The sequence below is a fragment of the Photobacterium sp. DNB22_13_2 genome (assembly GCF_052873915.1).
The window spans coordinates 57,146-70,649 of the sequence record NZ_JBNNXU010000014.1 but is presented as its reverse complement, the minus strand read 5'-3'; the positions used below and the strand labels follow the sequence as shown (position 1 = coordinate 70,649).

General features: G+C 45.3%; 12 protein-coding genes. 4 read left to right on the top strand and 8 right to left on the bottom strand.

What is annotated here, in order from left to right; translation table 11 throughout:
• Positions 1–22: 22 nt before the first annotated feature.
• The 7 genes from ACVA58_RS18840 to ACVA58_RS18810 all read right to left on the bottom strand — a co-directional run bounded on the left by ACVA58_RS18840 (position 23) and on the right by ACVA58_RS18810 (position 6,772).
• On the bottom strand, positions 23–583 hold the full coding sequence (locus ACVA58_RS18840; RefSeq protein ID WP_446511902.1) for a hypothetical protein: 561 nt from the start codon (positions 581–583) through the stop codon (positions 23–25).
• 185 nt (positions 584–768) lie between these two features.
• Positions 769–1,485 carry a DUF3581 domain-containing protein gene (locus tag ACVA58_RS18835; protein WP_446511901.1) on the bottom strand — a complete coding sequence of 239 codons (717 nt, stop codon included), beginning with the start codon at positions 1,483–1,485 and terminating at the stop codon, positions 769–771.
• 717 nt (positions 1,486–2,202) lie between these two features.
• Positions 2,203–3,972, bottom strand: coding sequence for a bifunctional molybdopterin-guanine dinucleotide biosynthesis adaptor protein MobB/molybdopterin molybdotransferase MoeA (locus ACVA58_RS18830; RefSeq protein ID WP_446511900.1), 1,770 nt, complete (start codon positions 3,970–3,972; stop codon positions 2,203–2,205).
• Entirely contained in the window at positions 3,969–4,553 is a 585-nt protein-coding gene (gene mobA / locus ACVA58_RS18825) for a molybdenum cofactor guanylyltransferase MobA (protein WP_446511899.1), read from the bottom strand. Before mobA ends, ACVA58_RS18830 begins: the two co-directional genes overlap by 4 nt.
• Positions 4,537–5,244, bottom strand: coding sequence for an ATP-binding cassette domain-containing protein (locus tag ACVA58_RS18820; RefSeq protein ID WP_446511898.1), 708 nt, complete (start codon positions 5,242–5,244; stop codon positions 4,537–4,539). Before ACVA58_RS18820 ends, mobA begins: the two co-directional genes overlap by 17 nt.
• Before the next feature lie 13 nt (positions 5,245–5,257).
• Positions 5,258–5,959 (bottom strand): ABC transporter permease, encoded by a 702-nt coding sequence (locus tag ACVA58_RS18815; protein WP_446511897.1) that lies wholly within the window; start codon positions 5,957–5,959, stop codon positions 5,258–5,260.
• A complete protein-coding gene (locus ACVA58_RS18810) occupies positions 5,960–6,772 on the bottom strand; it encodes a substrate-binding domain-containing protein (RefSeq protein ID WP_446511896.1) in 813 nt (270 codons plus the stop codon).
• A gap of 286 nt (positions 6,773–7,058) precedes the next feature.
• On the opposite strand from ACVA58_RS18810, the gene ACVA58_RS18805 reads away from it, so the two are divergent.
• From ACVA58_RS18805 to ACVA58_RS18795, 3 genes are all read left to right on the top strand, one after another.
• Positions 7,059–8,552, top strand: a complete 1,494-nt coding sequence (locus tag ACVA58_RS18805) for a sigma-54-dependent transcriptional regulator (protein WP_446511895.1) — start codon at positions 7,059–7,061, stop codon at positions 8,550–8,552.
• 8 nt (positions 8,553–8,560) lie between these two features.
• Complete coding sequence (locus ACVA58_RS18800; protein ID WP_446511894.1) at positions 8,561–10,600, top strand: sensor histidine kinase; 2,040 nt, start codon at positions 8,561–8,563, stop codon at positions 10,598–10,600.
• Positions 10,601–11,009: 409 nt separating this feature from the next.
• A complete protein-coding gene (locus ACVA58_RS18795; RefSeq protein ID WP_446511893.1) occupies positions 11,010–11,399 on the top strand; it encodes a hypothetical protein in 390 nt (129 codons plus the stop codon).
• Between the two features lie 43 nt (positions 11,400–11,442).
• Here the strand turns inward: ACVA58_RS18795 and ACVA58_RS18790 are convergent, their stop codons facing one another.
• Entirely contained in the window at positions 11,443–12,636 is a 1,194-nt protein-coding gene (locus ACVA58_RS18790; protein WP_446511892.1) for a transglycosylase SLT domain-containing protein, read from the bottom strand.
• A 221-nt stretch (positions 12,637–12,857) separates the two neighbouring features.
• Between ACVA58_RS18790 and ACVA58_RS18785 the strand changes: the two genes are divergently transcribed.
• On the top strand, positions 12,858–13,373 hold the full coding sequence (locus tag ACVA58_RS18785) for a lecithin retinol acyltransferase family protein (protein WP_446511891.1): 516 nt from the start codon (positions 12,858–12,860) through the stop codon (positions 13,371–13,373).
• Positions 13,374–13,504: the final 131 nt, after the last annotated feature.

Sequence of the window (13,504 nt, the reverse complement as noted above, 5' to 3'; positions counted from 1 at the left end):
TGTCTTGATTTGAAGATGTTAATTACTTGTCTGCCACTGGCACCATGATATGTACGTAAGGCGTGTCTTTCCACATGACGTAAGGCCCGCCTGTTGATGGGTCATCGGTCAGTCCTTCAAGCATTGCTTTTGGTACAATGATCATTAGATGTGGTCCCGTCTCAACATAATCGTCAGCGGACTTAGGATCGGAATGATAAGGGTCTGAGTTACTGACACCAGCCCCGCGGTCACCTTGCAGCATGTAGGAAATACCAATTTTTGTGGCAGTGAAGTCTTCTTTATTGACCATCGCCGTGAGCATTTCCATCCACACCGCATCGTTACACATAGGCATACCGTCATCAGGAAACGTATCAGGCATACATGTCCAACCGTTTGTGCCTTCAACCACCACCTTGCCGTCAACAATGACTGTTGCATCGTCACTGATAGAGGCGGGGGCAGCGGACTTCGCTCTGCCAATGTGTTCGGTCATTAGTTCTTCCGACATCTTATTTTCTTCAGCCATTACAGGCATCGCCATTAGGCTAGTAGAAAGTATAGCAGATATACAAAGAGCTGATTTTAAATGGTTTACCATGATTATTTCTCCACCTAGTTTGAAATTATCATCATGGATTGAATTGTCATTACTGTATGACAACATAAAGTATAGGGGCTTTGCAGATGTTAAATGGTAAATAGTGCTGGTGGGACGGGGAGAAGATAAGAAAAAGCCGTCTCAAGGACGGCTTTTATAAGGGTATTCACGGGTAAGTAAGTCGATTATGCAGCGAGTGAAGAAAACGCTGTTTTACGCTCGTTAAAGCGTTCAACCAAATCGTCGATAGCTTCTTGGCTGTATGGCTTTAAGCCACTCATCAGCATACGCTTACGACCTGTACCCACCACTTCACCATTTTCTTTAAAGTGGAAGTTCAGTGTCACGCTGCCTCGCTTACCTTCAACGTCGATTTGTGATTCAGCGAGTTCAACTGTAGGAGCAGTAAGATCTAAACGATCAAAACTAAGCTCCATGCTTTCGTAGATCACCAATGGGCGTGCCGTATTGATCATGATGTCTTTAGATTTCATCAAAGGCACCATGATGTGCGGGAAATTCATGCCCGAAAACTGAACATAGTTTTTGGTAACTTGTTCAATAAGCGTTTTATCGGTGTTGATATCACCTTCACGGGTAACATGAAGGTATTCTTTCCCTGCGTTGTCAACAATCGCGAAATCGTTGAAGCAACTATGATGTGCTTTCAATCCGACACCATCGTTGATCATGCCGGCAAATTCGAACCGCATTTTTTTGCTGATGCCTGCACGAGCCAGCACAACAGAAAACAGAAGATCCCCAGGAACGCAGAAACGTTTGTTATCTTCATCATGAATGGGATTGAAATCGCCAGCGATTTTCTTTGCAAAGTGACTCGCTTGCTCACGGGTGAAGCTGAATACACCATTCTCTTCTAAGTAATATGAATCTAGAAACATGCCTAACGTACTGATAGTGGATTAATTAAACTGTCATCTATTCTACCCGATATCTTCACGTTAAATGGTCTAGCCAGTGAAATAAATGTCACGAATATGGGTAAAACAAAATGGCGATAAAGGTTGCAAATGACTCAAAAGTTCACGAAGGGTTGGCCGATTATTATACCAAATCTTAGTGATTGATTACATTTGTCACACTTATGATAGCTAGTATAGCGTGCAAAAATATTTTTAGTGCAACTCAATACATAATTTTGTACTATTGATGAAAACGATTGGAATGACAATAACATACAAATCATTACTAATAATGATAGAACGTCGTTTTCTACTGACTTGATAAGCGAAGATTCAGTTTTGGTACTGAAGCTCCTTTGAAGGCTGGTATTCAGACAGGTTGTCAATTATTGACGAACAATGGCTAGGTTACTTTATCTGAGCAATTCCAAGTTGCTATGTACAGGCTAAGTTCCAATGTACGTAGCACGATAAAACCATCTTCTAGACGTGTAGAAGCTCAGGAAAAATAAAGTAGCATGGAAGCTGCAAAAAAATAAGCACTCAGTAAACGGTGGCTTAAACGCCGTTTGCTGAGTGCTCATAATAAGGCCAAACGGCTAAACCGTATTGGTTATATGCAGCAAACTCTCAGGCTGGTAGTCTCTGCGACTGTAAATTTACAGGGCAGAGACCTTACCTTCATCTCTTGATCGATTAAATACGGTTTTCCAGCGGAATTACTCGCACTTTCTCACCAATATCTACGCCCGGTTGCTCTGGTAAAATCTCGATCAGGCAGTTGGCTTCGCTCATTGAACGTAAAATCCCCGAACCTTGTTTACCGGCGCTTCTTACCGTTAGGCGGCCGTTGGCATCTATACCGAAAGTGCCACGGCTGTATTCTGTGCGGCCAGGGCGAGAACGTAACTTTTCTTCGGCAACCGCATTAAAGAACGGTGCTTGCCAATCAGGTATCCCTTGAAGCTTGCGAATAGCTGGCTCGACAAACTGCATGAATGCGACCATTACAGCGACAGGGTTGCCCGGCAGACCGAAGAACGGGGTGGTATCAATATGACCGAAAGCGAGAGGTCGACCCGGTCTCATATTGATACGCCAGAAATTTATTTGACCGAGTTTATCGAGAACCGTTTTGATGTAATCGGCATCACCAACCGAAACACCGCCTGAAGAGAGGATGAGATCTGCTTGTTGGCTCGCAGATGTCAACGTAGCTTCGAGGGCTTGCTCACTGTCTTCAATGATACCGAGGTCAATCACTTCGCAACCGATTTTGCTTAGCATTGCATGCAGCGTGTATCGGTTTGAATCGTAAATGCAATTTGGTTTTTGAGCTTCACCAGGGTGCTGAACTTCATCACCAGTTGAGAACATTGCCACTTTGATTTGTGGTCGAATAGCCACAGAATTTAGCCCTAGTGACGCGATCATACCTAGTTCAGGTGCCGTGATTTGTTTTCCTGCCTGTACAGCAGCTTGGCCAATAGCCAAGTCTTCACCTGCTTGGCGAACGTTCTGACCTGGCTTTATTGCACCCATGCTCAAATTGAAGGTGACGCTGTCACCACTTTGAGTGGCTTGCTCACGCATGATCACTGTGTCGGCATTTTCCGGCACAGGTGCACCAGTCATAATCCGAACGGCCTCACCAGTGTTCAGCGGCTTGCCATAGCTATGACCTGCCATAACTTGTGCGACAACTTGATAGCTGTCTCGGTCCAAATCATCACCTCGAACGGCGTAGCCATCCATTGCGGAATTGGTGTGCTGGGGCACATTCACGGGTGATAAAATATCATCAGCGACAATTTGTCCCAGTGCCGCTTTAAGTTCCACCGTGATTTGCGCGGTAGGTGGGACAATCTGGCTCAAAATACGATCTCGGCCTTCAGCCACTGATAGCATGCCTGATGGGTCAAGATCGCTGCAATTGAGTGATTGAGCCGATTTCGTCTTGGCAAATTGGGCTACAAATCCGGTGAGATTATCGAGATCGTTGATATCAAGTTGTGGCAGGTCAGTCTCGGCACTTGTGTCAGAGGCAACGGCGATAATATTGCTATCTTCTGTGAACAACCATGGTTTGCCGATTTCTTCACGGTGTAATTCTATCTTCGGGAAGCTGAGCTGTTTGAAACCTTCAACCAGGATAAGATCTAGTGCATTGAGATCGAGCTGGGCAATCAGATGTGGCAGGTTGGCTTCATCTTCCGGTGTCTCTGTGATCATCGCGCGGCGGTAGCGAGAAGAAATTAGCATCTGTGCCGCGCCCGCCTTACGAAGGCGGTAGGAATCCTTACCTTCTTTATCGATATCGAAGTTATGGTGGGCGTGCTTGATTACAGCGACACGAATGCCCTGTTCAACGAGCTTAGGCAGCATCGCTTCTAGCAGTGTCGTTTTACCTGTTCCGCTCCATGCGGCAAAGCCAAGTATCGGCAGGGTAGATTGAATAGGGTTCATAATGCTTGTCCGAATTGTTCTAGTTCTTCAGGCGTATTGAGGTTTACAAAGGCATTAGGTTGATCACTAAAGTCAACGGTGATCATATTGCACTGTCGATAGAGTAAAATGATTTTTCGGTCGCCATTATCCAAAAACTGCTCTAACTTGGGCAAAATGCGGCGATTAACCAATGTGACGACCGGCTGGATATGCTCACCATCATGGGCTACCGCAATATCGGTATTGCTATCGCAGGCATTGCTCATTCGGGTGACTAGATCGGCGGGCAGGGCCGGGCAATCGCAAGGAACAAAACCAACCCATTCCGTATCAAGGTGATGAAGGGCTGCATGCATACCACCCAGAGGGCCTGGGTAATTCTTAATGTGGTCACCAAAGACAGTACCGTATTGACGGTAGGTGTCTTGGTTTCGGTTAGCGTTGATGGTAATTGAAGAGGTTTGTGTACCAAGGATGTCGATGACATGTTCGATCATTGCTCGCCCAGCAAGCGTTACTAGTCCTTTGTCGTTTCCACCCATTCGGCTGGCTTGACCACCAGCTAAAATGACCCAGCTTGTGTTATCCGGCGTAGGCATACTTATTATTGTCCTCGTCAACGAGCTGAAGATCAGCGCGCTCAATGAGTTGGGAATCAGAAATAGTCCATTGGCGACGGCACAGCTCTGTCAGTGCATTCTTTTGGTGGCTTGTGATCACCAAGCTAGTACCACGAGACAGAAGATCTTTGCATAGGACAACCAAGCGCTCGGTTGACTCTTGGTCAAGGCTAGCACTGGATTCATCCATCAGCAGCACCGCGGGTTTAATCACCCATGCTCGAGCCATAGCCACTCGTTGCCTTTCACCACCAGAAAGTACAGAAATATGTTCATCGGCCAATGTTTCCAAGCCTACCATACGAAGGGCATTGATTGCCTCTGTTCGTCTGCTACGGCGTTCTCGAACGGTGAATTTAAGACCATAACAGACATTATTAAGCACGGTTCCATCGAACATATAAGGGGTTTGATGCATATAAATCACCCCGTTATTGGACTGAGCGCAGAATAAGCGTCGTAAAATAGATGGTTTATTGATGTTTAGAGAGCCTGTTGTCGGGCGCTGCAATCCACTGAGGACTTTCAGCAAAGTTGTTTTACCTACGCCATTATCGCCGCTTAGGTAAACGGCATCTCTTGGTCCGAGAACAAGATTAGGGATATGGAATAAGAGCCGGTCTTTGAACCTAACCGATAGGTCTGTGGCCTCGATAGAGAGATGTGTCATCAAATTCTCCGGCTTAGTTCGTACGCAGGTGGGCTTTGCCACGCGCAATAGATAGGAAGAAGTTTAGCCCTAATGCCAAAATCAGCAGCACCATTCCTAAGGCAACACCTTGTGCAAACGCCCCTTTGGAACTTTCTAATGCAATGGCGGTTGGTATATTCCGTGTCGAATTGAGGATATTACCACCAACCATCATGGAACAGCCAACTTCTGTGATCACTCGGCTAAATGCGGCAATGACTGCGGCAAGCAGAGGAAAACGGCTTTCCCACATCAGGCTCATAAAGGCCCTTGGCAAGCTGGCACCCAATGTCAGTGCTGTTTCCCATGCCCGTTTATCACTATTTTGAAAAGCGGCATGCATCATAGACACGAGTATCGGCAAACAAATCAGTATTTGCCCCAATATCATTGCTTGTTGGGTGAACAGCATTTTCCAATCGCCCAGCGGGCCTGCTCGTGAAAGTAGCATATAAAGCAACAGTCCGATCACCACGGTAGGGATAGATTGGCAAGTATTAAACAAAGACAAAATCAGCCAACGCCCAGGGAAGCGACCATAGGCGAGGGCAAAGCTGATCAGCATTGCTGGCAATAGCACAATGCCAATTGCCAGCAGAGAAACCGAAAATGAAACACCAACGATCCCCCACAGAGCGGTATCACCGCTCATGAGTAGTTGGATCGCTTGGTGTGTGGTTTGCCAGATATCCATTTACTGAGCAATAGCATCCGCGACAAATAGCTGTTCGCCATGTCGCTCGTAGCCGTTGATCATAGCCTGAGCTTTCGGGTTGACCAGCCAATCACTGAATGATTTCGCACCTTGGTAGTTGATATCTGGGTAGCGGCTTGGGTTCACCAGAATGACTTGGTAAGGGTTGAACAGGCGAGCGTCACCTTGCAGAACGATTTTAAGGTCAAGGTTGTTCTGGTATGCCAGCCAAGTACCACGGTCAGTCATGGTGTAGGCTTGTAATTCAGATGCCATATTCAGTGTCGGTCCCATACCTTGACCAACCGCTTTGTAGCCACCGAAGTTTGGTTCCATTTTAGTTTGCGACCAAAGTTCAAGCTCTTTTTTGTGGGTGCCTGAATCATCACCACGAGAAATGAAGGTTTCATTGTCGTTGGCGATGGTTTTAAGTGCCTGTGTCACTTCTTTTACATCAGTGATATCGGCTGGATCAGATTTAGGGCCAACAATGACAAAATCGTTGTGCATCAATTTCCGTGGTAGCACACCGAAGCCTTTCTCAACGAAAACTGCTTCTGCTTTCGGGGCGTGGGTCATCACCAAGTCGACATCCCCATTTTCACCCATGCGTAGAGACTTACCGGTACCGGCGGCAAGGACTTCTACAGTGTATCCGGTGTCTTTTTTAAACTCAGGTAGTAAGTAGTCCAATAGGCCAGAGTGATATGTACTGGTAGTTGTCGCCAATCGCACCGTCATATTCTCTGCAGCTTGAATTGCTGCTGAAGAAGCAAGGGCTAATACAATAAGAGTCGTTTTTAATAGTTTCATAGGTCTTCCTGACTAAACGTCATTTATCATTTATTTTACGCAAGTGAAGCGGAGCTCTCCAAAAGAGATATTCCCCATCGCTATGAACGAGTCAATAAGCAAATCAAATGCCAACTTGAACTTGTTGCGTATAATACCTCTGGTCGCATGTATAAGATAATGATTTAAAACAAAATAAAAGTTACTCTTTACATTGTTGGAAAAACATTTTGAAACATCTTTGACAGAGAGAATGATACTGGGACAAAATGTCTCACCACTATAACCATAATGTATTTAAGTTTTTATGTCTGAAAATGCGTCAGTGTCATGGTCTGCGGTTTCTGTTCTGGTTGTTGATGATGAGCCGGGAATGCGCGCCATTTTGAAAAAAGCGCTGAGCAAACAATTTGCTCAAGTTGATGTAGCAGGAAGCATCGAGGAAGCAGAAGAGCTTCGTAAGCGTTGCCATTTTGATCTGCTCATTGTTGATATCAATTTACCTGGTCGTTCAGGGATTGAATGGCATGAAGCCTTTGATCCTCAAACTCGCCGTAGTGATGTGATCTTCATGACTGGCTATGCCGACCTGGAAACGGCTATTAGGGCATTACGGGCCGGCGCATCAGATTTTATTCTCAAACCGTTCAATCTGGATCAGATGATGCAGTCGGTGCAGCGCTGTATTGAGCGGCGTTTGGTCGAAAGGCAGAATTTCGCTCTGCAGCGTGATGTAGAGCGAAGTTATCCGGTTGATATTATTGGAGATGCCCACAGTACGCTGTCGATGAAAAAACTGATTGGCCAAATAGCGCCTTCCCAAGCTGCAGTGCTGGTTGAAGGTGAGTCGGGAACGGGTAAAGAACTGGTTGCCCGTGCGCTTCACCAGTTGAGTAATCGCAACGGTCCGTTTGTTCCATTGAACTGTGGTGCGATAGCGCCGGATCTACTTGAAAGTGAATTGTTTGGTCATGTATCGGGGGCATTTACTGGCGCCAAGAAAGGGCGCGAGGGCCTATTTCGTGTGGCTAACAATGGTACGCTGTTTCTTGATGAAATCGGTGAAATGCCGCTTTCGATGCAGTCTTCTCTGTTACGTGCCTTGGAGCAAAAAGCCATTCGTCCAGTCGGTGCCGAACGTGAAGTGAATGTCGATGTTAGGATCGTGGCAGCCACTAACCGAAACCTAAAAGAAGAGGTGGCAGAAGGGCGTTTTCGTCGTGATCTTTATTATCGTCTCAATGTATTAACGATTGAGTTACCGGCATTGCGTGAACGGTTAGATGACATTCCGGCTCTGGCCCATCACTTTACCCAGCAGTTAGCTAAAGATCTTGGCTCTAAGCCAGTGAACTGGATGCATGAAGATATTAAAGCCATGCAAGCCTATGACTGGCCAGGCAATATCCGTGAACTGCGAAATATGATGGAGCGTTGTTTATTGCTGGGTAAACCACCGGCAGATTACTGGCGGGAGTTGGCAGGTGAGGCGCCTGCTGGTAGCTATGCGGAAGGTGACCCTGTCACGCAGGGTGGGCAATTGCCAGATGAAATATTAGCGGAGGACAGTGCGGGCCATCAGCCTTGCCGCTGCCATGACAGTGAGGGGGGGGAGACAACCTTCTGTTACCCAAGCGACTGGAGCTTGAAGGACGTTGAAAAGGCGCACATTATGCAGGTTGTTGATTCCCATGCAGGGAATAAATCGGCTGCTGCGAGACAGCTCGGTGTTGCTCGTAAAACGCTGGAGCGCAAATTCAAGGAATGGACAGATGAAGTCCTGAGTGCAACGGAACAATAAGGCCAACGATGAAACAATGCATTGCGATTTGGGTTCGACGCTTTCGGACGATGGTCCGTTACCGGCTACTCCTGCTAACCTCTGTGCCCATTGTCATTACCTTGTTGGCGTTGATCGCTTTGACCATGTATTGGACGGTGATGTACACCTGGCAGAATGCGCTGATGAACGTCCGAGCAGATTTGGCCGTTGCACACCATAGTATGGAACTACTGCAAAAAGAGCAGCGGATGCGACTGGGCTCATTGACAGAGTCTTACCAGTTTCAGACCTTGCTAAGGGAAGATCAAAGTCAGTTGATTGACTGGGTTAAGCAGCAAGCCGGCGAATACGATCTGGATTTTGTGGTGATCCACCCAGCTTCAGCATTAGGAGAGTTCCCGAAAGCCAATCGTCAATTATTGCAAAAAGGCCTGGAGCAAACCTTTTTCGAGCGCTTAACCTCTTATGAGCTGGATTATCTTCATTCCGATCTCCCAGCTCGGGCGCAAATACCATTGCTTAGTGAACACACTTTGGTATCTGATGGTTTGATAAGCCGCAGTTTAATACCGATATTTAACCAACACGGTGATTTACAGTGGATTGTCGATGGTGGCATTTTACTCAATAACAGTACCCAGCTTGTCGACCGTATTCGTGACTTGGTTTACGCCTCAGACACCTTGCCTGAAGGAAGTATTGGTACCGTTACGCTATTTATGAGTGATATTCGGGTCAGTACTAATGTGCCTTTGGACAGCACTCAATTGAACGGGCGAGCGGTAGGAACGCGAGTTTCAGATGATGTAAAAGAATCGGTCCTTGAGCTGGGGGAAATGTGGGTGGATCGGGCCTTTGTCTATGACGACTGGTATGTCTCTGCGTATGAGCCTTTGAAAGATTACAACGGCAATATTATCGGTATGCTTTACACCGGTTATCTAGAATGGCCAATGATTAAGATTTACCTGACCAATATAGTTGAGCTTGGGGTAGGGATCCTCATAGTTTTGCTGATCTCAGGGGGGGTTGTGTATCGTGGGGCCCGAGATTTGTTCAGGCCCATTGAGAAGATGCATCAGGTTGTATCTGCGATTCAATTAGGGCTTGATCGCCGAATAGGGTGCTTGGATCTTACCCGTGGCCATGAGTTACAAATTCTCGGTAAGCAGTTTGATACCATGCTAGACCAATTGCATCAGCGTAATGAAGCGATACAACAGTCGTCGGTACAGTTGGAAGATAAGGTACAACGGCGTACCCAGAGCCTGAGGGAAAAAACCGAAGAGTTAGAACAGCACATTAAACTGCTTAATCAAGCCAGAAGTAAATTGGTGAGTAGTGAAAAGTTAGCGGCACTAGGCGAGCTTACGGCTGGTATTGCCCACGAAATCAATAACCCGACGGCAGTTATCTTGGGCAACGTAGAGCTGATGCAGTTTGAGTTAGGTGGTGAAACCGAGCGAGTTCGCGAGGAACTAGAAGCCATTCATGAGCAGATAGACCGCATTCGGAATATCACCCGCAGTCTATTGCAATATAGCCGGCAAGGTGGTGTACAAGATGAAGTGATTTGGCAGCATTTGAATCCTATTGTCGAAGAAAGTTTAACGCTGGTGAGAAGTGGAACCAAGCAATTCGATGTTGAGATTCATACTGAGCTCAATGCTCGCTGCAGTATCGAAGTGAACCGCCACCAAATGCTTCAGGTGCTCGTGAATCTACAAATGAATGGTATTCATGCTATGGACGATCGAGGCGTGCTGCATGTCTGTACGGAAGACTGGTTCGATGAGAGCGGTCAAACTATTGGGGCAATGGTGAAGATCATTGACCATGGTTGTGGTATCAGTGAAGACCAGATAGAACGCATTTTTAATCCATTTTATACAACCAGAAGAAGTGGTACTGGATTAGGGCTTTCCGTAAGCCAAGGTATAGTCAGCGGGATCGGTGGAGATATTGTGGTGGAGTCAGAAATAGGGAAAGGGTCGGTATTTACCGTTTACTTACCTGAAAAAGCCAACAGTAACAACAAGATGGTTGTTGATTTAGAAACAATTTGATTGTGACGAAAAGTAAAAAGGGCATGTTGTTAACATGCCCTTTTTACTTTAATGAACGCTTTAATAGTAAAAGTTTCATTGCTAATTACCGTTAGGTGGTTACATGAGAATAAGGCCAACAACCATAAAGGCAAAGCTTGTAAATACAGTGCGCGTGATGATGCCAGTGTGAGTTGGATTAATCATTTCCTGATGCTGCATATATTACCCTTTTATGACAAATTGAAGATCTTTGTGTTTTTCTTTTCACTTTTTCATCATAGATCAAATTTCTCATGAATAAAGCACTATTTGATAAAATTGTGCACATTATCAATTTGTATGACTTATTCCGGTTGCGCATAAATATTTCGGGTAATATTTTTTCAATGTCTATACTTGCAGAAAAAGCCAAGTTACGGATGACACGATGAAAATAGCAGTTTTATTACTCGGAGCCTTGCTTCAATTTTTTGCTCTTTATATTGCTTTTTACTCTGGTTTACCGGGGGGAATTTATCTGGCGACGTTAATTTCAGTTGCCGCTATGGCGAGCATGTTGGTTGTTAGGCACTTGGTTGCACCAGTGTGCTTGGTGGCTGGGGTGTTAATAGGGTTATCATTATCCCATAATGAGGCAGATCTAAAGACGCTCTCGTTGTTTGAAAGCCATGCATTAGCATTGCTACAGGCAGATAGTCGTGGCTCACTTCAGTACAATGAAACCTCAACGGAAATTACTCAGCTAAATGTCACGCCGATAAAAAGCGATATTCCAGACAAGAAAGATACCACTCTGGTAGCGGTTGCTACTAAATAAGATCGAAGCCACGGTGAGAGCGCTTCGCACACCGTGGCATTTATTATTCGTTAATCGATAATTTAGGTATGAGCAGTTTTTGGCCGGCAAAGATAGTGGACCCGTTAAGATTGTTAACTTGCTTTAGTAAGTCGACAGAAATGTTGTTGATGTTAGCGAGTTGATTCAATGAGTCACCCACTTTTATGTCATATACATCATAGGTTTGTCTGGCATAAGTGCGGGCATTTTTGTGTTCAAAAAACAAGGTCTTGTTCTCAATAGGCATTAAGATTTTGTTATCCTTGTTACGTCGAGTATAACCTGCGGTGTAGCCTGGATTATAATGATACAACGCTTTGCTGGATAAGCCTGAATACGCAGCTACCGTACCTAATTTCACTTTTCTGCTTATTGTTATTTCATCGAGAACAGCCTCAGCCTTGATTGGGTGGAGGGGGATGTCATAACGGTGGTCATGATGTTTGACTAAATCTGCCATCGCTAACAGTTTGGGCACATAATGGCGTGTTTCTTTGGGTAACTTCAAAGACCAAAAATCGGTAGACTTTCCCTGCTTTTTATTCTGCTTGATTGCCGTTCTAACTCGACCACCTCCTGTATTGTATGCGGCGATGGCGTGGAGCCAGTTTTCATCGAATTTATCGTAAAGGTATTCCAATAAATCCAGAGCAGCGTCAGTTGAAGAAATAATATCCCGTCTGCCGTCATAGCCTTTAATGATGTCCAGTCCGAATGATTTACCGGTAGGCTCAGTGAATTGCCATAGTCCTGCGGCACCTTTGTGAGAATAGGCGAACTGATCAAAGCTGCTTTCAACAAAAGGAAGGAGTACTAACTCTATGGGTAAGTCACGGGCACTTACTTGTTGGTATATGTAGTGGAGGAAAGGCTCGGCACGGGCAGTAACCTTCTCGATATGATAAGGATTGTTTACATACCAGCGTTTATAATAACGGATCGTGCGGTTATTAGGCACTGTCATTGTGAATTCACTGGCCAATAGATCCCACATATCGGGGTCTTGAGAAGGTTCTGCAACAGAGCCTGTCGCAATAAAGCTACCTGCAAATAATCCTCTATCGATTTCACATAAGTCATTGACATCAGCAGGCAATGATTGGACTGAAGCCGTTGCTGTTGGTGTGCTTAAGTCATCTTGATTGACCGTTGGAACTGATTGACACCCAATTGTGAAACCCATGAACAAAAACAAAAAAATACTTTTTATGATCATAATAAATTGTCGCCAGTCAAAAAATTATTGTAATAGCTGTCATTATCTTGACGTTAATTTTATGTTAGCAGTGTTCGAATGGATTGAAAGCAAGGTAACAAAGGTAAGTCGCATGATAGACCGATAAAATTCGTTCTTATCCAAAATGAGACAAATTTCACATTATTGTGCAGCAACAGCTAGGCTTTACGGTACTGATAGCGACTTGAATAGATGTATTTATGCAGAACGCAAATTTCCCGGCCGGTACGGTATTGAGGATTCGCTGTAGTACTTATTGGCACTACGGAATTGCAGACGGGTATGGCCATGTGATTCATAATTCGAAAAAATGGCGGCGGATAGAGCGAGAAACTGAGCCTGAATTCTCAGAAGGCCGACGCATAGAGGTGAGTGACATTATTGGATCAAACCCACGAGCAGCAGTACGTTATGCGACCTCAAAACTCGGGCGGACCTATAATTTATTTAACCGGAACTGTGAGCAGTTTGTTCGTGAAGCCCATGGTTTGCCCATTGAATGTACACAGTTTCAGCGATTGGTTGTTGCGGCAGCTGGTGGGTACATGACCGTTAGTGCCCCCTCTACATTAATAAAGATGGCAGGGGTGGGGCTATTTATTGGTGCCGTTCTCACATCATCAGAAAAACAACCTTACCAAAATGCGGTTAAAGGTGCGAAACTAGCTGTTGGGGCTAGCCTTATTTTACCGACATTGCTACGTCGCATTTTGTAGTGTGCGCTAACCGGTTATCAATCACCTGTAACGTTGACAGGTGAGGATTATTCCTATGAGGCATCTGCAACAAATTTCAATTTGTTAGATCTTGCCCACAGAAATTTTTATGGTTAGGCCGTATGTTAACA